Annotated in this window: 18 protein-coding genes; 14 read left to right on the top strand and 4 right to left on the bottom strand. The window is 75.7% G+C overall.

Translation table 11 applies throughout. The features are described 5' to 3' along the window. Nucleotides 1-23: 23 nt before the first annotated feature. Nucleotides 24-3,041, top strand: coding sequence for a VanW family protein (locus KIN34_RS00650; protein ID WP_214345804.1), 3,018 nt, complete (start codon nt 24-26; stop codon nt 3,039-3,041). A gap of 49 nt (nt 3,042-3,090) precedes the next feature. Here the strand turns inward: KIN34_RS00650 and KIN34_RS00645 are convergent, their stop codons facing one another. After that, on the bottom strand, nt 3,091-3,342 hold the full coding sequence (locus KIN34_RS00645; RefSeq protein WP_214345803.1) for a putative acetyltransferase: 252 nt from the start codon (nt 3,340-3,342) through the stop codon (nt 3,091-3,093). A gap of 95 nt (nt 3,343-3,437) precedes the next feature. Here KIN34_RS00645 and fdxA point away from each other — a divergent pair, with 95 nt between their 5' ends. From fdxA to KIN34_RS00625, 4 genes are all read left to right on the top strand, one after another. After that, on the top strand, nt 3,438-3,767 hold the full coding sequence (fdxA, locus tag KIN34_RS00640; RefSeq protein ID WP_214345802.1) for a ferredoxin: 330 nt from the start codon (nt 3,438-3,440) through the stop codon (nt 3,765-3,767). Between the two features lie 51 nt (nt 3,768-3,818). After that, nucleotides 3,819-4,970 (top strand): succinyldiaminopimelate transaminase, encoded by a 1,152-nt coding sequence (gene dapC, locus KIN34_RS00635; RefSeq protein ID WP_214345801.1) that lies wholly within the window; start codon nt 3,819-3,821, stop codon nt 4,968-4,970. A 189-nt stretch (nt 4,971-5,159) separates the two neighbouring features. Beyond that, entirely contained in the window at nt 5,160-6,458 is a 1,299-nt protein-coding gene (locus KIN34_RS00630; RefSeq protein WP_214345800.1) for a citrate synthase, read from the top strand. Nucleotides 6,459-6,462: 4 nt separating this feature from the next. After that, nucleotides 6,463-6,891: a YrdB family protein gene (locus KIN34_RS00625; RefSeq protein ID WP_214345799.1), complete on the top strand. Its 429-nt coding sequence runs from the start codon at nt 6,463-6,465 to the stop codon at nt 6,889-6,891. A 50-nt stretch (nt 6,892-6,941) separates the two neighbouring features. On the opposite strand, the gene KIN34_RS00620 is transcribed toward KIN34_RS00625, so the two are convergent. Continuing rightward, nucleotides 6,942-7,847 carry a hypothetical protein gene (locus tag KIN34_RS00620; RefSeq protein ID WP_307858017.1) on the bottom strand — a complete coding sequence of 302 codons (906 nt, stop codon included), beginning with the start codon at nt 7,845-7,847 and terminating at the stop codon, nt 6,942-6,944. 1 nt (nt 7,848) lies between these two features. Continuing rightward, nucleotides 7,849-8,796 carry a 2,3,4,5-tetrahydropyridine-2,6-dicarboxylate N-succinyltransferase gene (gene dapD / locus KIN34_RS00615; protein ID WP_214345798.1) on the bottom strand — a complete coding sequence of 316 codons (948 nt, stop codon included), beginning with the start codon at nt 8,794-8,796 and terminating at the stop codon, nt 7,849-7,851. Between the two features lie 136 nt (nt 8,797-8,932). Between dapD and dapE the strand changes: the two genes are divergently transcribed. The 6 genes from dapE (at nt 8,933) to KIN34_RS00585 (ending at nt 15,134) form a co-directional block, all read left to right on the top strand. Beyond that, nucleotides 8,933-10,021 carry a succinyl-diaminopimelate desuccinylase gene (gene dapE, locus KIN34_RS00610; protein ID WP_214345797.1) on the top strand — a complete coding sequence of 363 codons (1,089 nt, stop codon included), beginning with the start codon at nt 8,933-8,935 and terminating at the stop codon, nt 10,019-10,021. A 42-nt stretch (nt 10,022-10,063) separates the two neighbouring features. Next, a complete protein-coding gene (locus KIN34_RS00605; protein WP_214345796.1) occupies nt 10,064-10,951 on the top strand; it encodes an LOG family protein in 888 nt (295 codons plus the stop codon). Then, on the top strand, nt 10,948-11,934 hold the full coding sequence (locus tag KIN34_RS00600) for a dihydropteroate synthase (protein WP_214345795.1): 987 nt from the start codon (nt 10,948-10,950) through the stop codon (nt 11,932-11,934). The genes KIN34_RS00605 and KIN34_RS00600 overlap by 4 nt, the downstream gene beginning before the upstream one ends. Then, the gene (locus tag KIN34_RS00595) at nt 11,931-13,202 is read left to right on the top strand and encodes a hypothetical protein (RefSeq protein ID WP_214345794.1); all 1,272 of its coding nucleotides are present in this window, start codon (nt 11,931-11,933) and stop codon (nt 13,200-13,202) included. The genes KIN34_RS00600 and KIN34_RS00595 overlap by 4 nt, the downstream gene beginning before the upstream one ends. A gap of 144 nt (nt 13,203-13,346) precedes the next feature. Next, the gene (locus tag KIN34_RS00590; protein WP_214345793.1) at nt 13,347-13,514 is read left to right on the top strand and encodes a DUF3117 domain-containing protein; all 168 of its coding nucleotides are present in this window, start codon (nt 13,347-13,349) and stop codon (nt 13,512-13,514) included. Nucleotides 13,515-13,517: 3 nt separating this feature from the next. Then, nucleotides 13,518-15,134, top strand: coding sequence for a leucyl aminopeptidase family protein (locus KIN34_RS00585; RefSeq protein WP_214345792.1), 1,617 nt, complete (start codon nt 13,518-13,520; stop codon nt 15,132-15,134). Nucleotides 15,135-15,140: 6 nt separating this feature from the next. Here KIN34_RS00585 and KIN34_RS00580 read toward each other — a convergent pair whose 3' ends face one another. Then, complete coding sequence (locus KIN34_RS00580) at nt 15,141-15,788, bottom strand: O-methyltransferase (protein ID WP_214351581.1); 648 nt, start codon at nt 15,786-15,788, stop codon at nt 15,141-15,143. A gap of 190 nt (nt 15,789-15,978) precedes the next feature. Here KIN34_RS00580 and sigE point away from each other — a divergent pair, with 190 nt between their 5' ends. Genes sigE through KIN34_RS00565 form a run of 3 tightly spaced genes read left to right on the top strand, consistent with a single transcriptional unit; the run spans nt 15,979 to nt 18,973 of the window. Beyond that, entirely contained in the window at nt 15,979-16,644 is a 666-nt protein-coding gene (sigE, locus tag KIN34_RS00575) for an RNA polymerase sigma factor SigE (RefSeq protein WP_214345791.1), read from the top strand. Beyond that, on the top strand, nt 16,641-17,603 hold the full coding sequence (locus tag KIN34_RS00570) for a zf-HC2 domain-containing protein (protein WP_214345790.1): 963 nt from the start codon (nt 16,641-16,643) through the stop codon (nt 17,601-17,603). The genes sigE and KIN34_RS00570 overlap by 4 nt, the downstream gene beginning before the upstream one ends. Next, entirely contained in the window at nt 17,600-18,973 is a 1,374-nt protein-coding gene (locus tag KIN34_RS00565; RefSeq protein ID WP_214345789.1) for a S1C family serine protease, read from the top strand. Before KIN34_RS00570 ends, KIN34_RS00565 begins: the two co-directional genes overlap by 4 nt. Nucleotides 18,974-19,001: the final 28 nt, after the last annotated feature.

Raw genomic sequence — 19,001 nt, 5'->3', positions numbered from 1 at the left:
ACCAGGACCGAGCAGGGGAAGCGATGACCGACCGTACCGACCCAGCAGACCGGCCGCAGGGCAAGGAGCCGGAGGGACCGCCGGTTCCCGCCGCGTCGTCGACGTCGTCCGCCGCCTGGCCCGTCTGGGGCGCGACGAGCGGCGCCGGCCGCCCGCAGCCGTCCGACGAGACCCCCGGCACGACGTCCGACGAGACCCGGAGCGAGACACGCAGCGAGACCCCCGGCGAGGCGCTGCCGGCTGACCAGTCCGCCGAGACGGTCGCCGAGCCCTCCGACGACGCCGCCGCCCCGGACCAGGCGGCGGCTCCGGACGAGATGCCTGCCACGGGCGCCGTGCCCGTCGCCGACGAGACTGACGACGCCCCGGTCGCCGAGGCGTCAGACGCCGTCTCGGTCGCCGACGAGTCCGACGACGCCCCGGTCGCTGACGAGGCCGACAAGGCCCCGGCTGCGGGCAAGACGGACGAGGCCGCGGCTGCCGACAAAACGGACGAGGCCCCGGCTGCTGACGGGGCCGACGAGACCCCGGCTGCTGACGGGGCCGACGAGACCCCGGCCACCGACGGGGCCGACGAGACCCCGGCCACCGACGAGTCCGTCGAGGTCCCGGCCGAGGAGCGCGGCGCGCAGGACGGCCGGTCCCCGGCTGAGGTGCCGGGCGCCGATGAGGCGCCCGCGCGCGACGAGCCCAGGGACGGCGTCGACGACTCCACGCGCCAGGTCCCGGTGACGTCGACGACCGCGTCGGCCGACCTCGACGAGCCGCGCGGCGACACGGCTGACCGCGAGGGTGCGTCCACCCTGCCGACTGACGACGCCGAGCCGACCGACGGCGCCGAGCCGTCCGACGAGTCGGCGACCGAGACGCGCGCGCTGCCCACCCCCGCAGCCGCGGCACGTGCGCAGGCGGTCTCGGTGCGCGAGCCCGACGCGGCGCGCGACGCCGCGACCACCGTCCTGCCCCCGCTCGACGAGAGCGCGGACGGCCGCACGACCGCCCCTTCCGCAGCCGCCCCTTCCGCTGCCGTCGCCTCGGCAGCCGCCGCTTCGGCAGCCGCGTCCGCCGCCGCCGGTGCGCCGGTCCGCACCAGCGCGATGCCCGGGAGGAACGCGCCCTCGCCGGACCCCGCGGCACCGACCCCGGCCGCCAGCGCCGAGCCCGCACCGACGGCGGCCACATCCGCCGGTCCCGCGGGCCCCGCCGTTGCGCAGCCCGCGCCCGCCGGGCCCGGTGCCCCGGTGCCGCCGGCGCTGGCGGGGTCGTCGAAGGTGACCGGGGGCCCCGTGCCCCAGGCGCGACGCGAGTCGCCGCTGGACTCGTTCGAGGAGGAGGAGCCGCCCGTGCGTCGGTGGCCGCGTCGCCTGCTGATCGGCGCCGCCACGCTCGTCGTGCTGGGCGGCGCGTACGTGGGCGCGTGCTACGCGACCGCGGACCGCGTGCCCCGCGGGACGACCGTCGCGGGCGTGGACGTCGGCGGCCTGACCGAGGAGGAGGCGGTCGCGCGGCTCGACGACGAGCTGGCGTCGACGCTGGACTCGCCGGTCGACGTCGTGGCGCAGGAGGTGCAGGCGACGATCGACCCGGTCGAGGCCGGGCTCGGCTTCGACGCCCAGGCGACGGTCGAGGGCCTGACCGGCGTCGACCTCGCGGACCCGTCGCGGCTGTGGCACCAGGTGGTCGGCGTCGCCGACCGCGAGCCGGTCACCACGGTCGACGACGCGGCGCTCGACCGGGCGGTCGAGTCGCTCGAGACGTCGCTCTCGCAGGCGCCCGTGGACGGCGCGATCGTCTTCGTCGACGGCTCGGCGCAGGCGACCGACGCGGCCGACGGCTGGGCGCTGGACGCCGAGGGTGCGGCCGACGCGGTCGCCGCGGAGTGGCTGGAGGCGGCGCAGCCGATCGAGCTGCCGACCACGACGGTCGAGCCCGCGATCACCCAGGCGGAGACCGACGCGGCGCTGCACGACGTGGCGGAGCCGCTGGTCGACGCGCCGATCTCGGTGACGGTCGAGGGCGAGCTCGCGGTGCTCCAGCCGTCCGACGTCTCGGCGGCCGCGTCGATGCAGCCGGAGGACGGCAGCCTGGTGCTGCACCTGGACGGCGAGGCGCTGGCCGACGAGGTCGTCTCGCAGCTGCCCGACGGCACGCTGAAGACCGCCGCGGACGCGCACTTCGGCTTCAAGGACGACAAGCCCGTGCTGGTCCCGGGCCGCGTCGGGACCACGGTGGACCCCGACGACCTGGCGAAGGCGCTCGGCAAGGCGAGCACCGCGCAGGACCGCACCGCGGCCGTGGCGGTCACCGAGACGGACCCAGAGAACACCAGCGAGGCGATGAAGAAGCTCGGGGTCAAGGAGGTCGTCTCCGAGTTCTCGACGCCGCTGACCAGCGAGCCGCAGCGGACGATCAACATCACGCAGGGCCTGGAGAACATCACCGGCGTGCTGGTCCGGCCGGGCGAGACGTTCTCGCTGACCGAGGCGCTCGGGCCGCTCGACGCCGCCCACGGGTTCGTCCAGGCCGGCGCGATCGTGAACGGCGAGCACACCGACGCGTGGGGCGGCGGCCTGTCGCAGGTGTCGACCACGACGTTCAACGCCGCGTACTTCGCGGGCATGGAGGACGTCGAGCACACGCCGCACAGCGAGTGGTTCAGCCGGTACCCGGAGGGCCGCGAGGCGACGATCTTCACCGGCGTGCTCGACATGCGGTGGAAGAACACCACGCCCTACGGCGCGCTGCTCCAGGGCTGGGTGGCCGACGGCCGCGCGTACGTGCGGATCTGGAGCACGAAGTACTTCACGGTCGAGTCGACGACGAGCGGGCGCTCCGGCGTGGTGCAGCCGACCACGGTGTACTCGGACTCGGACACCTGCTCGCCGCAGTCGGCGGGCAACCCGGGCTTCACCGTGACGGTCACGCGCGAGCTCTACCTCAAGGGCGACCTGCAGGAGACGACGTCGAAGACGTGGCGCTACCGGCCGCAGAACGCGGTGGTGTGCGGGGACCCGCCGTCCTCCGAGGACGAGGAGAGCTGACCGCGACGGACCGGGGCTGAGCCGGTCCGGAGCGGTCCGCGGCCGTCCGTCAGGACCGGGCGCCGCGGCGCTCCGGGGCGGGCGGCACCGGCTTCCACAGGACGACGTCCGGGCCGGGCACCCGGACGGCGCCGTGCCGGGTCTCGACGACGACGCCCTCGTCGTCGACCCGCGCCACGGTGCCGAGGACGTCGGTGAGGTGCGGGCCGCCGGGCTCGGGCTCGGCCAGCCGGTGCCGGAGGACGACGCGGACGCCGGTGGGGATGTCGCGCCAGCCGCCGTGGCTCGTGGGCGACGTCACGTCGCCGCCCGGGGCAGCGGACGTGGACACCGGACGGCAGGCGCTCGCATGTGGGGAATACTAGGGACGACCCCCGGCAAGTGGAGGACCGACCTGTGACGTATGTGATCGCCGAGCCCTGCGTGGACGTCAAGGACAAGGCGTGCATCGAAGAATGTCCCGTGGACTGCATCTACGAGGGCAAGCGGTCGCTGTACATCCACCCGGACGAGTGCGTGGACTGCGGTGCGTGCGAGCCGGTCTGCCCGGTCGAGGCCATCTACTACGAGGACGACGTCCCGGAGCAGTGGACCGAGTACTACAAGGCGAACGTCGAGTTCTTCGACGACCTGGGCTCCCCGGGCGGCGCCGCGAAGATGGGCCAGATCGACAAGGACCACCCGATCATCGCGACGCTGCCGCTGCGTGTGCACGGCGACGACTGACCGCCGCCGGACCGCCGCGACCACGTCGACCGCCGGGAGGGGACTGCCTCGATGGGCCTGCTGACCGGTGCGCTGCCGGACTTCCCGTGGGACACGCTGACCCCGTACGCGGACCGGGCGCGCGCCCACCCGCGTGGGCTGGTCGACCTCTCGGTCGGCACCCCCGTCGACCCCACTCCCGACGTGGTCCGCGCGGCGCTGGTCGCGGCCGCGGACTCGCCGGGCTACCCGACGACGCACGGGACCGCGGCGCTGCGCGAGGCCGTCGTCCGGTGGTTCGCCCGCCGACGCGGCGTGCCGGGGCTCGACCCGGCGGCCGTCCTGCCGACGGTGGGCTCCAAGGAGCTCGTCGCGCTGCTGCCGGCGCTGCTCGGTCTCGGCGAGGGTGACGTCGTCCTGCACCCCGCGGTCGCCTACCCGACGTACGACGTGGGTGCCCGGCTGGCCGGGGCGACCCCCGAGCCCGCGCTCGACCCCGCTGCGCGGCTCGCGCAGGGCCGGGGCGACGTGCGCCTGGTCTGGCTGAACTCGCCGGGCAACCCCGACGGCTCGGTGCTCGACGTCGCGCAGCTGCGGGCGGTCGTCCTGGCGGCGCGCGCGGCCGCGGCCCGCGACGGCCGGCCGGTGCTCGTCGTCTCCGACGAGTGCTACGCGGAGCTCGCGTGGGACGCCCCCTGGGCGACCGAGGGCGTGCCCAGCCTGCTGGACCCGCGCGTGACGGACGGGGACGTGACCGGCCTGCTCGCGGCGTACTCCCTGTCCAAGCAGTCCAACCTCGCGGGCTACCGCGCCGCGTTCGTCGCGGGCGACCCGGCGGTGGTCGCCGCCCTGCTCGAGGTGCGCAAGCACGCCGGGATGATCGTCCCCGGTCCCGTCCAGGCGGCGACCGCGGTCGCGCTCGACGACGACGAGCACGTCGCGACGCAGCGCGAGCGGTACCGCCGTCGCCGCGGGCTGCTCCGGGGTGCCCTGGAGGACGCCGGCTACGCGGTCGACTCCTCGCACGCCGGCCTCTACCTCTGGGTGCGGCCGGAGCAGGGCGCGCAGGACTCCTGGCAGACGGTCGCCGACCTCGCGGGGCTCGGCATCCTGGTCGCGCCCGGCGCGTTCTACGGCCCCGCCGGCGCGGGTCACGTCCGCATCGCGCTGACGGCGTCCGACGACGCGATCGCCGAGGCCGCGGCACGCCTGCGCGGCGCCTGATCCCCGCGCGCTGAGCGCGCGACTGTGACTCCGGTCACAGCGATCCTCGGGTTCGTCCCAGGATTCGTCAGGGCACGCCGGCCGCAGGTACCGTCGCCTCAGGCCAACGGAGGCCGCACACGGCCCGCGGGCCGACGTCGGCAACGCCGCCGCGCACCAGCGCGAGCGCCGTTCGCAGGAAGGAACGCCATGTCCGAGACCCTCACCACGCCGGTCCAGCTGGTCGTCGACGGCCAGACCAAGGACCTGCCGGTCGTCACCGCCACCGAGGGCAACGACGGCGTGGTGGTCTCGACGCTGCTGCGTGACACGGGTCTGGTCACGGTCGACCCGGGCTTCATGAACACGGCCTCCTGCGAGTCGAAGATCACCTACATCGACGGCGACCAGGGCATCCTGCGCTACCGCGGGTACGCGATCGACGAGCTCGCGTCGCGCTCGTCGTTCCTCGAGGTCGCCTACCTGCTCATCAAGGGCGAGCTGCCCACGCCCACCGAGCTCGAGGCGTTCGAGGAGCGCGTGAACCGGCACACGCTGGTGCACGAGGACTTCCGGACGTTCATGGGCACGTTCCCCCGCGGCGCCCACCCCATGGCCGTGATGTCCTCGGCCATCAACGCGCTGTCGACGTTCTACCCGGAGTCGCTGGACCCGTTCGACGAGGAGACGGTCGAGCTCGCCACCGTGCTCATCCTCGCCAAGACGCGCACCATCACGTCCTACGTGCACCGCACCGCCAAGGGCGAGCCGCTGCTCTACCCGGACTACAGCCGCGGGTACGTCGAGGACTTCCTGCGCATGACGTTCGCGGTGCCCTACCAGCAGTACGAGCCCGACCCGGTCGTGGTCGAGGCGCTCGACAAGCTGCTGATCCTGCACGCCGACCACGAGCAGAACTGCTCGACGTCGACCGTCCGCATCGTCGGCTCCTCGCACGCCAACCTGTACGCGAGCGTCGCCGCGGGCATCAACGCCCTCTCCGGCCCGCTGCACGGCGGCGCCAACGAGGCGGTCCTGTCGATGCTCGCCGAGATCCAGGCGAACGGGGGCGACGCGACGGACTTCATGACGCGCGTGAAGAACAAGGAGCAGGGCGTCCGGCTCATGGGCTTCGGGCACCGCGTCTACAAGAACTACGACCCGCGCGCGGCGATCGTCAAGGAGAGCGCGCACGCGGTCCTCACGGCGCTGGGTGCGAACGACGAGCTCCTCGACATCGCGATGAAGCTCGAGGAGATCGCGCTCCACGACGACTACTTCATCTCGCGCAAGCTGTACCCGAACGTCGACTTCTACACCGGCCTGATCTACAAGGCCATGGGCTTCGACCCGTCGATGTTCACGCCGCTGTTCGCGCTCGGGCGCATGCCGGGCTGGATCGCGCAGTGGCGCGAGATGATGCTCGACCCGGCCACCAAGATCGGCCGTCCGCGCCAGGTCTACACGGGCGCGACCGAGCGCCCCTACACGCCGCTCGACGAGCGCTGACGTCATGACCGCCGGGGGGCCGGGCAGCACGGGACGGACCGTCCCGGGGATCCCGCCCGGGCCCCTCGGCGCGCTGGCGGTCCTCGCGTTCGCGTGCGAGGTGGCGCTCCTGGTCCTCACCGCGGTGGTGGGCTGGCGCCTGGGCCAGCGCCTCGACGTGCCCAGCCGGACCGCGCTGTCCGTGGTGGTCGCGATCGTCCTGGTCGTCGCCGTCGTCGTGGTGTGGGCGCGGTGGAACGCGCCGCGCTCGGCGTCCCGCCTCCCGTGGCCGCAGCGCTACCTCACGCAGCTCGCCCCGTTCGTGGTCGTGGGGCTGCTCGCCGCGGCCGTCGGGCTCGGCTGGTGGGGCGCGGTGCTCGCGTTCCTCGCGGCGGTGGCCTTCGGCGTCTCGCGCGGCGGCGAGAGCCCCGTGCCGCCGCCCCCGGCCGACTGACCCGTCTCCGGCCGTCTGACCCGCCTCCGGCCGACTGACCCGCCTCCGGCTCAGAGCGTGATGCGGACCCGGCCCGTCGGGAGCGCGCGGCCCTCCGGGTCGGTGGTCCAGGCGCCGGTCGACCGCTCCCACACGCGGTCGGCGACCTCGACGCGCGTCGTGCCGAGCACCGAGGCGGTCGCGACGGCCCACGCGGAGACCGCCCAGGCCTGACGGGCGGGCGCGTCACCCCGGTCCTCGGCGTGCACGACGAGCCGGGCCGGCTCGTCGTCGCGCGCGGCCCGCGGGTCCACCGCGACGTCGCCCAGGTCCCGCGCCACGCGTGCGACGGCGGCGTCCAGCGCGCCCGGCGCCTCCGGCTCCCGGAGGGTGCAGGTGACGGCGGCGGGCGAGAAGCCGGTGAGCGCGGACGCCCAGGCGCGGGCGCGCTGCTCGTGCTGGGCGTAGGCCTCCGGGAACGCGGAGCGCTGCACCGCCTGCGCGGCGTCGGTCACGGCCATGTCCTCGTAGCCGTCGACCTCGACCAGGCCGTCGAAGAACCGGCCCGTGGCGTAGACGGGGTCCATGATCTCCTCGACCGACCCCCAGCCCTGCGAGGGACGCTGCTGGAACAGCCCGATCGAGTCGCGGTCGCCGTAGTCGATGTTCTCCAGGCGCGACTCCTGCAGCGCCGTCGCGATCGCGATCGTCACGGCGCGTGCGGGCAGCCCGCGCCGGGCGGCCTGACCGGCGAACAGCGCGGCGTTCTGCGCCTGGTCGGGCCCGAGCGCGTACGTCGAGCCGTCGACCGTCGCCTCGCACCGCTGCGTCACGGGCGCGGGCGGTGACAGCCGCTGCAGCGCGAGCAGCACGCCGCCCGCGGCGAGGCCCAGGAGCAGCACGAACGCGGTCACGCCGAGCAGGGCGCGGCCCGCGCGCCGACGACGCTGCGGCCGGCGCGACCGACCAGCAGGCACGTCAGTTCGCGTGCAGGGCGGCGTTGAGCTCGACGCCCGTGCCCGCGCGGGCGACCGCCTCGACCCCACCCGTGAGCGAGTTGCGCCGGAACAGCACGCCGTTCGACCCGGACAGCTCGCGCGCCTTGACGACGCGCGGCGCCTCGTCGTCCCCGCCGAACCCGACGAGCGCGACCTTGGTGCCCGCGGTCACGTACAGCCCGGCCTCGACCACGCAGTCGTCGCCGAGCGCGATGCCCAGGCCCGCGTTGGCGCCGAGGAGCGTGCGCCGGCCGATGGAGACGACCTCCCGCCCGCCTCCGGACAGCGTGCCCATGATCGAGGCGCCCCCGCCGACGTCGGAGCCGTCGCCCACGACGACGCCCGCCGAGACGCGGCCCTCGATCATCGAGGTGCCGAGCGTGCCGGCGTTGAAGTTCACGAAGCCCTCGTGCATCACCGTCGTGCCGGGCGCCAGGTGCGCGCCGAGCCGGACCCGGTCGGCGTCGGCGATCCGCACGCCGGTCGGCAGCACGTAGTCGACCATCCGCGGGAACTTGTCGACGCCGTAGACCGTGGGTGCGGCCTGGTTGGCGGCGCGCAGGCGGGCGCGCGTCTCCTCGAAGCCGTCGACCGCGCACGGGCCGCGGTCGGTCCACACCACGTTGGGGAGCGCGGCGAAGACGCCCTCGAGGTTGAGCCCGTGCGGGGCGACGAGCCGGTGCGAGAGCAGGTGCAGGCGGAGGTAGGCGTCCTCGGTGCCGGACGGGGCGGAGTCGAGGTCGATCACCGTGCGCACGACGTGCACGCGCACGCGGCGTGCCTCGTCGACGTGCTCGTGCAGGTCGGTGGGCGCCGCCGCGTCCTCGTCGGGCTCGCCGAGCGCGGGTGCGGGGTACCAGGTGTCGAGGGTGACGCCGTCGAGGGTGGTGGTCGCGAGACCGAACCCCCAGGCGGGACGAGAGGTCATGCGGCCACCCTACGGCGCCCCGGACCCCGCTCCCGGGTTACCGCCGAGTACCCCCGTCCCGCCCCTCGCCGTGCTCGGGTCGAGCCCGCGGGCGTGGGCGTGGGCGGGGGCGGGGGCGGGGCTACGCTCGGCGTCCATGACGACACCGCAGGCACCGGCTCTCGATCCGCGCGGGGACGTCGTCGAGCTGACGCGGGCGATCTGCGACGTCCCGTCGGTCAGCGGCGACGAGACCGCGCTGGCGGACCTGGTCGAGGCGGCCCTGCGGACGGCGCCGCACCTCGAAGTCCTGCGCGACGGCGACACCGTCGTCGCGCGGACGCACCTGGGCCGGCCCACGCGCGTCGTCGTGGCCGGCCACCTCGACACCGTGCCGGTCGCGGACAACCTGCCGACCCGGCTGCAGGACGGCGAGCTGTGGGGACGCGGCACCGTGGACATGAAGGGCGGCGTCGCGGTCGCGCTCGCGCTGGCGGTGCGGCTCGAGGCCCCGACGAGCGACGTGACCTGGGTGTTCTACGACCACGAGGAGGTGGCCGCCGACCTCAACGGCCTCGGTCGCCTGGTCCGCGAGCACCCCGACTGGCTCGCGTGCGACTTCGCGGTCCTGGGGGAGCCGACGAACGGCGGTCTCGAGGGAGGCTGCAAGGGGACGCTGCGCGCCGAGGTCCGGCTGCACGGCGTGGCGGCCCACTCGGCGCGCGCGTGGTCGGGCGTCAACGCGGTGCACGCCGCGGGGGAGGTGCTGCGCCGGCTCGAGGCCTACACGGCCCGGGACGTCGAGGTGGACGGGCTCGTCTACCGCGAGTGCCTCGAGGCCGTGCTGATCAGCGGCGGGACGGCGACCAACATCGTCCCGGACCGGTGCGTGGTCACCGTGAACTACCGGTTCGCGCCGTCGATCGACGTGGCGCAGGCCGAGGCGCACGTGCGCGAGGTCTTCGCGGGGTACGACGTGGTGGTCACGGACGCGGCGCCCGGCGCGCGCCCGGGCCTGGACGACCCCGCCGCGCGGCAGTTCGCCGAGGCGGTGCTCGCGGTGACCGGGGGGAGGCCCGAGGCCAAGCAGGGCTGGACGGACGTCGCCCGCTTCTCGGCGCTCGGCGTGCCCGCGGTGAACTTCGGCCCCGGTGACCCCCTGCTCGCGCACACGGACGACGAGCGGTGCCCGGTCGACCAGGTCGTCTCGTCGTACGAGGCCCTGCGCACGTGGCTCACGACGTGACACGCCCCCGCGAGGACGGTGCGCCCGCCTAGAGTGCGAGGCATGAGCGACGACGGCACCCCAGCGCCGGGGCGCGGCTACCGCAAGGGGCCTGTGCTCCTGCGCGGCCAGCAGATCCCCGCCACGACGTCCGACCAGCGGCTGCTCTCGCGCACCGAGAGCGCGGATTGGCTGCACGGCGACCCGTGGCGCGTGATGCGCATCCAGAGCGAGTTCGTCGAGGGATTCGGCGCCCTCGCGGAGGTCGGCCCCGCGGTCAGCGTGTTCGGCTCCGCGCGCACGCCGGGCTCGGACCCCGAGTACGCGCTCGCGGTGGAGGTCGGCGCGCGCCTCGTCGACGCGGGCTACGCGGTCATCACGGGCGGCGGCCCGGGGATCATGGAGGCGGCCAACAAGGGTGCGAAGCAGGCGGGCGGCGTCTCGATCGGCCTCGGCATCGAGCTGCCGTTCGAGCAGGGGATGAACGACTACGTCGACCTCGGCGTGAACTTCCGCTACTTCTTCGCGCGCAAGACGATGTTCGTGAAGTACTCCGAGGGCTTCGTCGTGCTGCCGGGCGGCTTCGGCACGCTCGACGAGCTGTTCGAGGCGCTGACGCTGGTGCAGACGCACAAGGTGATCCAGTTCCCGATCGTGCTCGTCGGGCGGGACCACTGGCAGGGGCTCCTCGACTGGCTCGCCGGGCCGGTGGCAGGGCGCGGCCTCATCTCGCCGCCCGACCAGCAGCTGATCAAGGTGGTCGACACCGCCGAGGAGGCGGTGGCGGAGATCGTCGAGCGCGGCGCCGAGCTGCGGGCGCAGGAGCTCGCCGCGACGCGGGAGGCGGGCGCGGCGCAGCAGGAGGCGGACGACTCGACCGGGCGCTCGCAGGACAGCACGCGCCCGGACGGGGTGCCCGGGGACGTCGACCCGGCCGACGCGGGTCGATGACGCTCGCGGGCGTGCCCGCGGCCGGTGCGGCCGTGCGGCTGCGGGACCGGACGTTCGGCCCGGACCGGCCCGTCGTCATGGCCGTGGTCAATCGCACCACGGACTCGTTCTACGCGCCCGCGCGGTACGACGAGGCGGGCGCGGACGCCGCGGTCGCGCGCGCGGCCGACGAGGGGGCGGACGTGGTCGACCTCGGGGGCGTCCGCGCCGGACGCGGGCCGCGCGTCGAGGCCGACGAGGAGATCGCGCGCGTGGTGCCGCTGGTCGCCCGCGTCCGCGCGCGCCATCCCGACCTGCTGGTCAGTGTCGACACGTGGCGGTCCTCGGTGGCACGCGCTGCGGCCGACGCGGGCGCCGACCTGCTCAACGACACCTGGGCCGGGCACGACCCCGAGCTGGTGGCGGTCGCCGCCGAGCACGGCCTGGGCGTCGTCTGCTCGCACACCGGCGGCGCGCTGCCGCGCACCGACCCGTTCCGCGTGGCGTACCCGGTGCGCACCGCGCACCGGCGTCCTCCCGACGAGGGTGCAGCCGACGAGCGTGCCCTCGACGAGCGTGCCCTCGACGAGCGTGCGGATCCGCTCGACGGCGTCGTGGACGACGTGGTCGCGACGCTCGCCGCGGCCGCCCGCCGCGCGGTCGCCCTGGGCGTCGACCCGGCGAGCGTGCTCGTCGACCCGACGCACGACTTCGGCAAGAACACGTGGCACTCGCTGCACCTGGTGCGTCGCACCCGGGCGCTCGTCGCGCTGGGCCACCCCGTCCTCATGGCGCTGTCCCGCAAGGACTTCGTCGGCGAGAGCCTGGGGCTGCCGCCCGAGGACCGGCTCGAGGGGACCCTCGCGGCGACGTCGGTCGCGGCGTGGCTCGGCGCGCGCGTCTTCCGCACGCACGACGTGCGGGCGACGCGCCGCACGCTCGACATGGTCGCGACGATCCGCGGCGACCGTGCGCCGGAGCGCGCCGTGCGGGGGCTCGCATGAGCGCACCGGGCACCGCGGTACCCGGAGCCGGAGCCGTCGCGCCCGAGCGCCCGACGCCCGCCGGCAGCCCGTGGTGGGACGCGCGCACCTGGCGGTGGTGGGTCCAGGTGCTCGCGGTCTACGCCGCCGCGCGCGCCGTCTCCGCGGTGCTGCTGCTCGTCGCCGCCGCGGCGCAGGGACCCACGCCGTGGGCGGGTGACCATCCGACGTACACGCAGGTCACCGGGCTTTTCTGGGACGCCGGCTGGTACCACCGGATCGCCGAGGAGGGCTACCCGGGAACCCTGCCCATCGGCGACGACGGGACCGTGCAGCAGAACGCCTGGGCGTTCTTCCCGCTGTACCCGATGCTCGTGCGCGGCCTCATGGCGATCACGACGCTGCCGTGGGAGGTGGTCGCGCCGACGACGTCGCTGCTGCTGGGCGCCGCGGCCGTGCTGCTGGTGCACCGCGCGGTGGCCGTCGGCGCGCCACGGGCGGTGGCCGCCCGGCCCGGCCTCCCGCTCGCGACCGTCGCGCTCACGAGCGTCTTCCCCACGGCCGTCGTGCTCCAGGTCGCGTACACCGAGGCCCTCGCGCTCCTGCTGGTCGCGGCTGCCCTGCTCCTCCTGGTCCGCCGGCAGTACCTCGCGACCGCCGGCGTGCTGGTGCTGCTCGGGTTCACGCGCGCCGTCGCGCTGCCCATGGCGGTCGTGGTGGGCGTGCACGTCCTGGCCCGGTGGCGCGCCGCCCGGCGGGGAGACGACGAGCTCGGGCCGCGGGACTGGGCGGCGATGCTGGGCCTGGGCGGCGTCGCCGTGGCGTCCGGGTTCGTGTGGCCGGCGATCTGCCAGTGGGTCACCGGCGTCCCCGGCGCCTACCTGCGCACGCAGGAGGCGTGGCGCGGGCTGCGCGAGGTCACCCCGTTCGGCGGCTGGGACTACGTGCTGGAGTTCTGGTTCGGCTCGGCCGGCTGGTGGGTGCTGGCCGGGGCGGTCGCGCTCGTCGTCGCCGTGCTCGTCGTGCCCGCCGCGTGGCGGCTGGGACCCGAGCTGCACGCCTGGCCCGCCGCCTACCTGCTGTACCTGGCCGCCGCGGTGGAGCCGGGCAGCAGCCTGGCGCGGTTCCTGGTCCTGGCGTTCCCGCTGGGCGCCGTCACGGCGGGCGTCGTGACGCGGCCGCCGGCCGCCCGCCGCGCCTGGTTCGCGGGCGTGGTGCTGCTCATGCTGGTCCTGCAGGCGGTGTGGGTGTGGCGGTTCTGGCGCCTGACGAGCGGCTGGCCACCGTGACGTCGGGCGCGTGAACTAGGATGGACCCCGGACAACCGGCACCACGGGCCGGTCGGTGACCGGCGCGGACGGGGCGAGGAGCCTCGCGCCCTGCCTGGTCACGGGCCGCACGGGCCGGACTTTCGAGGCGAAGGAGAGGCCCGCATGGCCGCGATGAAGCCGAGGACCGGCGACGGACCGCTCGAGGTGACCAAGGAGGGTCGCGGCATCGTCATGCGCGTCCCGCTCGAGGGCGGTGGCCGGCTCGTGGTCGAGCTCAACGCGACCGAGGCCTCCGAGCTCGGCGAGGCGCTCACGTCCGTCGTCGGCTGACGCGTGGCCGGCTCCCAGGCCGGCCGTCGCCCGACGACCGACCGCACTCCTCCGTCCGTCACGCTCACGGGCGGGGTCGTCGCCGACAGCCCGCTGCTGCTCGAGCCGGACGTCGACGCCGTCGCCGTCCCGCTCGCGCCGGCGGGTGACGGCGACGAGGGTCCGCAGCCGCGACGCGGTGCCGCCTCGACGGCCGCGCGCTACGGCATCGACCTGGCGGACCTCGCGGAGCGCGCGGGCCTGACCGGCGCCGCCGGCGAGCAGCACGTCGCCCAGCTCCCGCGGCCCGCGGGCTCGGGCATCACGCTGCCCTGGACCGGCCTGCCGCCCCGCATCGTGCTGATCGGCGTCGGCCGCAGCACCGACACCGACCTCCGCCGCGCGGGCGCCGCGCTCGCCCGCGCGTCCCGCGGCCTGCGCCGGGTCGTCACGACGATCGGCGACGACGCCGGCCAGTCCGCCGAGCAGTCCGCGCGCGCGGCGCGGGCGCTCGTCGAGGGCTACCTGCTCGCCGCCTACGTGCCGCCGAGCCTGGCGGCCAAGCCGCCCGCCAAGCCGGCGGCGGACCTCGTCCTCCTGGGCCGCGACGGCACCCGCGTCGCCGCGGCCGTGGCCGCGGCGCGCACGGCCGCCGCCGCGACCTGGCTGGTGCGCGACCTGGCGAGCACGCCCTCGAGCACCAAGAACCCGCAGTGGCTCGCCGAGCAGGCCCGCAGCCTCGCGGGTCGCAGCGGGCTCGACGTCACCGTCCGCACGCCGCGCGAGCTCACGGCCGCGGGCTTCGGCGGCATCCTCGCGGTCGGCGCGGGCTCGGCGTCGCCGCCGCGCCTGGTCACCGTGACGTACACGCCCGAGACGTTCGCCGCCGGTGCGCGCGGGGGCACCGGCCGCCACGTCGTGCTCGTCGGGAAGGGCATCACGTACGACACGGGCGGCCTGTCCATCAAGCCGCGCGAGGCGATGGTCCCCATGAAGACGGACATGACCGGCGCCGCCGTCGTGCTCGCCGCGGTGCTCGCGGCCGCGGAGGCCGGCGCGCTGCACAAGGTCACGGCCGTCCTGCCGCTCGCGGAGAACCACTTCGGCGCGGCGTCCTACCGCCCCGGGGACGTGCTGACGATGTACGGCGGCACGACCGTCGAGATCGCGAACACCGACGCCGAGGGCCGGCTGGTCCTGGCCGACGCGCTCGCCTGGGCGGACGCCGAGCTCGAGCCGGACGTCCTCATCGACGTCGCGACCCTCACCGGCGCCGCGACCCTCGGCCTGGGCAAGCAGCACGCCGCCCTCTACGGCACGGACCCCGCGCTGGTCGCGGCGCTGCGCCGCGCGGGCGACGAGTCGGGCGAGCTGGCCTGGCCCATGCCGCTGGTCGACGAGTACGACGAGGCCGTGCACAGCACGGTCGCGGACCTGCGGCACGTGCCCACGGACAAGAAGATCGGTGGCGGCTCGATCACCGCGGCGCTGTTCCTGCGCCGTTTCGTCGGGAACCGCGCGTGGGCGCACCTGGACATCGCGGGACCCGCCCGGTCCACCGCGGACAAGCACGAGGTCACCGAGGGCGCCACCGGCTTCGGCGCCCGCCTCCTCCTGCGCTACCTGACCGACCTGGTCTGAGCCCGGTCAGCGGCGGACGGCCACCAGGAGGCCGTCGCCGACCGGCAGCAGCGCGGGGCGCAGGCGGTCGTCGGAGCGGACGGCGCGGCCGAGCTCGCGGACGGCCGTCGTCGCCTCGTCGCGGCGCGCGGGGTCGGCGACCCGGTCGTGCCACAGCGCGTGGTCGATCACCAGCACGCCGCCCGGGCGCAGCAGCCGCACCGCCTGCGCCAGGTACTCGGGGGCCGCCTCGAGCATGCCGCCGGCCGTGGTGAGGGACAGCAGCACCAGGTCGTAGGCCGCGTCGGTCAGGCGGGGGAGGACCTCGAGCGCGCGCCCGGAGATGGTGCGCGTGCGCGTCGGGCGCAGGCCCGCCTCCGCGAACGCCTCCTTGGCGGCGCGGTGGTGCTCGACCTCGGCGTCGATCGTCGTCAGCACGCCGTCGTCGGGCATCCCGCGCAGGAGGTAGAGCGAGGCGACGCCCGTGCCCGTGCCGATCTCGACCGCCGCGCGCGCGCCGGCCGCGGCGGCCAGGACGCCGAGCGCGGCGCCCGTGCCGGGCAGCACCGCACCCGTGCCGAGCTGGGCTGCGCGCTCGCGTGCCGCGAGCAGCACGTCGTCCTCGCCCAGGAACTCCTCGGCGTACACCCAGCTGCTGGCCTTGTCGGCGGTGATGGCGGGCCTCCGGGGGACGGGTCGGGGCGACAGGTCGGGCTAGCGAGCGCCCGCGGGCGCGGGCCGTGGCTAGCCTAGCCCGCGCGCGGGGAACGATCCCGGCGGCTCGCGCGTTGCAGCGGTTACTCCCGACGCCTGGGACACTGGACGTCAGGACCAGGACGAGAGCACCACCCGAGACAGGAGAGCAGTGCCGAGCACGGACCACCCGGCCCCCGCGGGCTGGCAGCCCCCCACGTGGGAGGAGATCGTGCGCGACCACTCCGCGCGCGTGTACCGGCTCGCCTACCGCCTGACGGGTAACCAGCACGACGCCGAGGACCTCACGCAGGAGACGTTCGTGCGCGTGTTCCGGTCCCTGCACACGTACGCGCCCGGGACGTTCGAGGGCTGGCTGCACCGGATCACGACGAACCTGTTCCTCGACCAGGCGCGGCGCCGGCAGCGCATCCGCATGGACGCGATGGGCGAGGACAGCGACCGCTACGTCAGCGGTGACCAGCTCGGCGCCCCGGAGCGCGCCTTCGAGCACGGCAACCTCGACACCGACGTGCAGCAGGCGCTCGCCGAGCTGCCGCCGGAGTACCGCGCGGCCGTCGTGCTGTGCGACATCGAGGGCCTGTCCTACGAGGAGATCGCGGTCACCCTCGGGATCAAGCTCGGCACCGTCCGCTCCCGCATCCACCGCGCGCGCGCCCGCCTCCGCGAGTCCCTGGAGCACCGCGCGCCGCAGCACGTCGGACCCGGGCAGGCCGTGACCACGCAGGACGTGACCACACAGGCCGTGACCACACACGACGGCACACCATCGGTGGTCGAGCGCGAGTCCGCGTCGGTCGGGGGAGCCTGGTCGTGAGCCACCTCGGGTCGCGCATCTCGGCGCTCGTCGACGGCCAGCTGTCCGTCGACGCCACCGAGCGCGCACTCGCGCACGTCGCGTCCTGCGCGCTGTGCGCGGAGGCCCTCGCGCACGCGCGCGCGGCACGACGAGCCCTCGCGGAGTGCGCGGACGACGTCCCGCCCGCCCCGGACCTGACCGCCCGGCTCCTCTCGCTCGCGTCGTCGGCGCCCGCACCGTCCGCCGTGCCGCCGCCCCCGCCGCGCGACCCGTTCGCACCGCCGTCGCTGACGGTCCCGGCGCTGCACGGACGGCAGGCGCGCGCGCTGCGCGGCGACGTCGCCGCGCACCGCTCCGTGTCCCGGATCGCCGCCACCTCGCTCGCCGGCGTCGGGGCGCTCGCGGCGATGCTCTTCGTGATGGGGGAGCAGCCGGCGGTCGTCCCCGTGGGGCACCCCGGCACCGACCTCGACCTGCTGGGCAGCGCGGCGGCCGCCACCTCGGCGCGCACCACGGCCCTGGCGGACGGCATGCCCGCGGGACTCGCGGGCCAGGACGGTCAGGAGGTGGCGGCGGCGCTGCGCGACGGCGGCTGGAGCTTCCCGACGAGCCTGCCCACGGGCTGGTCCGTCGCGGACGTGCGGTGGTCCGACGAGACCGACGGCGCGCCCGTGCTCGAGGTCGACCTCGCCGGCCCCGAGGGCACGCTCGTCGTGACGGAGCAGGAGGGCCGCCTGGACCTCGCCGCGCTCGACGGCGCGGACGTCATCGAGGTGGGCGGCCGGCAGGCGTACGTGCTGTCCTACGCGCCGTGGCACGCCGTGTGGCAGTGCGACGACACCGTCGTGCAGGTGGTCGCGGGAGGCGACGCGTCGTCGATCGTGGCAGCCTTTCCGGGCGGCGCGTACGACGACGGCGTGCCGGCGCGCATCTGGCGCGGCTGGTCGACCGTGACGGGAGCCCTCGAGGGATCATGACGACGCCCGAGCAGGACCGCGAGGTGCCGCTGTTCGCGCCTCCCGGCCGGGTGACCGGTGCACCGACCCGTCCCGCGGGCGAGCCCCAGCCGTTCCCGCAGGGCGCGCCGCCCCCGGGGCCGTGGGGCCCTCCGGCGGCCCGCCCGGCGCCCGGCTGGCCCGGCGCTGCTCCGGGTCCGGGCCCCGACGCCGCTCCGGGTCCGGGGTTCCTTCCGGCCCCGGGCCCCGTCCCCGTGACCCAGCCCGCGCCGATGCGGCCGCGCCGGCCTCGTCGCGCGCTGTCGATGGCCTGGGTGGTGCCGCTCGTGCTGCTGGCCCTCGTCGCCGGCCTGGTCGGCGGCGTCGTGGGGGCGCGGCTCGCGCAGGACGACCACCTGGCCGACGCCGGCCTGCCCGCCGCCGTCCCGCAGGCCAGCCCGGGTGCCGGCGCACCGACCGGTGACGTGGTCTCGGTCGCGGCGATCGCCGCGAGCGTGCTGCCCAGCGTCGTGTCCATCGAGGCGACGGACGACGCGGGCGTCGCCACGGGTAGCGGGTTCGTCCTGCGCCAGGACGGCTACCTGCTCACCAACAGCCACGTGGTGGCGGGCGCCGACGGTGCGGACGGCGAGCTCGTCGTGACGTTCGCGGACGGCCGGGAGCTGCCCGCGACGATCGTGGGCCGGACCGTCGAGTACGACCTCGCGGTGATCAAGGTGGACGCCGAGGGTCTGGTGCCGCTGGCGCTCGGTGACTCCGACGCGGTCCGCGTGGGCGACCCCGTGGTCGCGATCGGCGCGCCGCTCGGCCTCGCCGGCACCGTCACCACGGGCATCGTGTCCGCGATGAACCGGCCGGTGTCCGCGGGCGACCAGACCGACACCGCGTTCATCAACGCGATCCAGACCGACGCGGCGATCAACCCCGGCAACTCCGGCGGTCCGCTGGTGGACGCGAACGGCAAGGTCGTCGGCATCAACTCCGCGATCGCGCAGCCGCCGGGCCAGTCCACCGCCGGGGGCAGCATCGGCCTCGGCTTCGCGATCCCGGCCGAGCAGGCGCGCCGCACCGCGACCCAGCTCATCGAGACCGGCCGCGCGACGTACCCGATCATCGGCGTGCTGCTCGACTCGCAGTACGCGGGCGAGGGCGTCCGGGTCTCGACCGAGGACCAGGGCGGGCAGCCTGCCGTCACGCCGGGCGGGCCGGCCGACCGTGCCGGCATCCGGCCGGGCGACGTGATCGTCGAGATCGACGGCCGGCCGATGACGGACCCCGACGAGCTGATCGTCGCGATCCGCGCCCACGAGCCCGGCGACGTCGTCGAGCTGACCCTGCGGGCGGACGGCGACGAGCGCGTCGTCCGGGTGGAGCTCGACGAGTCCCCCTGACGTCGGGACCCCCGGCCGCGGGAGGTAG

This window comes from Cellulomonas fulva (assembly GCF_018531375.1).
In the GTDB taxonomy this organism is placed as follows: Bacteria; Actinomycetota; Actinomycetes; order Actinomycetales; family Cellulomonadaceae; genus Cellulomonas; species Cellulomonas fulva.
This window is presented reverse-complemented; position numbering and strand designations above follow the sequence as displayed.

Coding starts and splice junctions, on each gene's coding strand:
- dapC (WP_214345801.1), top strand. CDS start 3,819: ATGGGCCTGCTGACCGGTGCGCTGCCGGACTTCCCGTGGGACACGCTG.
- KIN34_RS00605 (WP_214345796.1), top strand. CDS start 10,064: ATGAGCGACGACGGCACCCCAGCGCCGGGGCGCGGCTACCGCAAGGGG.
- KIN34_RS00565 (WP_214345789.1), top strand. CDS start 17,600: ATGACGACGCCCGAGCAGGACCGCGAGGTGCCGCTGTTCGCGCCTCCC.
- KIN34_RS00630 (WP_214345800.1), top strand. CDS start 5,160: ATGTCCGAGACCCTCACCACGCCGGTCCAGCTGGTCGTCGACGGCCAG.
- KIN34_RS00650 (WP_214345804.1), top strand. CDS start 24: ATGACCGACCGTACCGACCCAGCAGACCGGCCGCAGGGCAAGGAGCCG.
- KIN34_RS00595 (WP_214345794.1), top strand. CDS start 11,931: ATGAGCGCACCGGGCACCGCGGTACCCGGAGCCGGAGCCGTCGCGCCC.
- dapE (WP_214345797.1), top strand. CDS start 8,933: ATGACGACACCGCAGGCACCGGCTCTCGATCCGCGCGGGGACGTCGTC.
- KIN34_RS00590 (WP_214345793.1), top strand. CDS start 13,347: ATGGCCGCGATGAAGCCGAGGACCGGCGACGGACCGCTCGAGGTGACC.
- dapD (WP_214345798.1), bottom strand. CDS start 8,796: ATGACCTCTCGTCCCGCCTGGGGGTTCGGTCTCGCGACCACCACCCTC.
- KIN34_RS00625 (WP_214345799.1), top strand. CDS start 6,463: ATGACCGCCGGGGGGCCGGGCAGCACGGGACGGACCGTCCCGGGGATC.
- KIN34_RS00600 (WP_214345795.1), top strand. CDS start 10,948: ATGACGCTCGCGGGCGTGCCCGCGGCCGGTGCGGCCGTGCGGCTGCGG.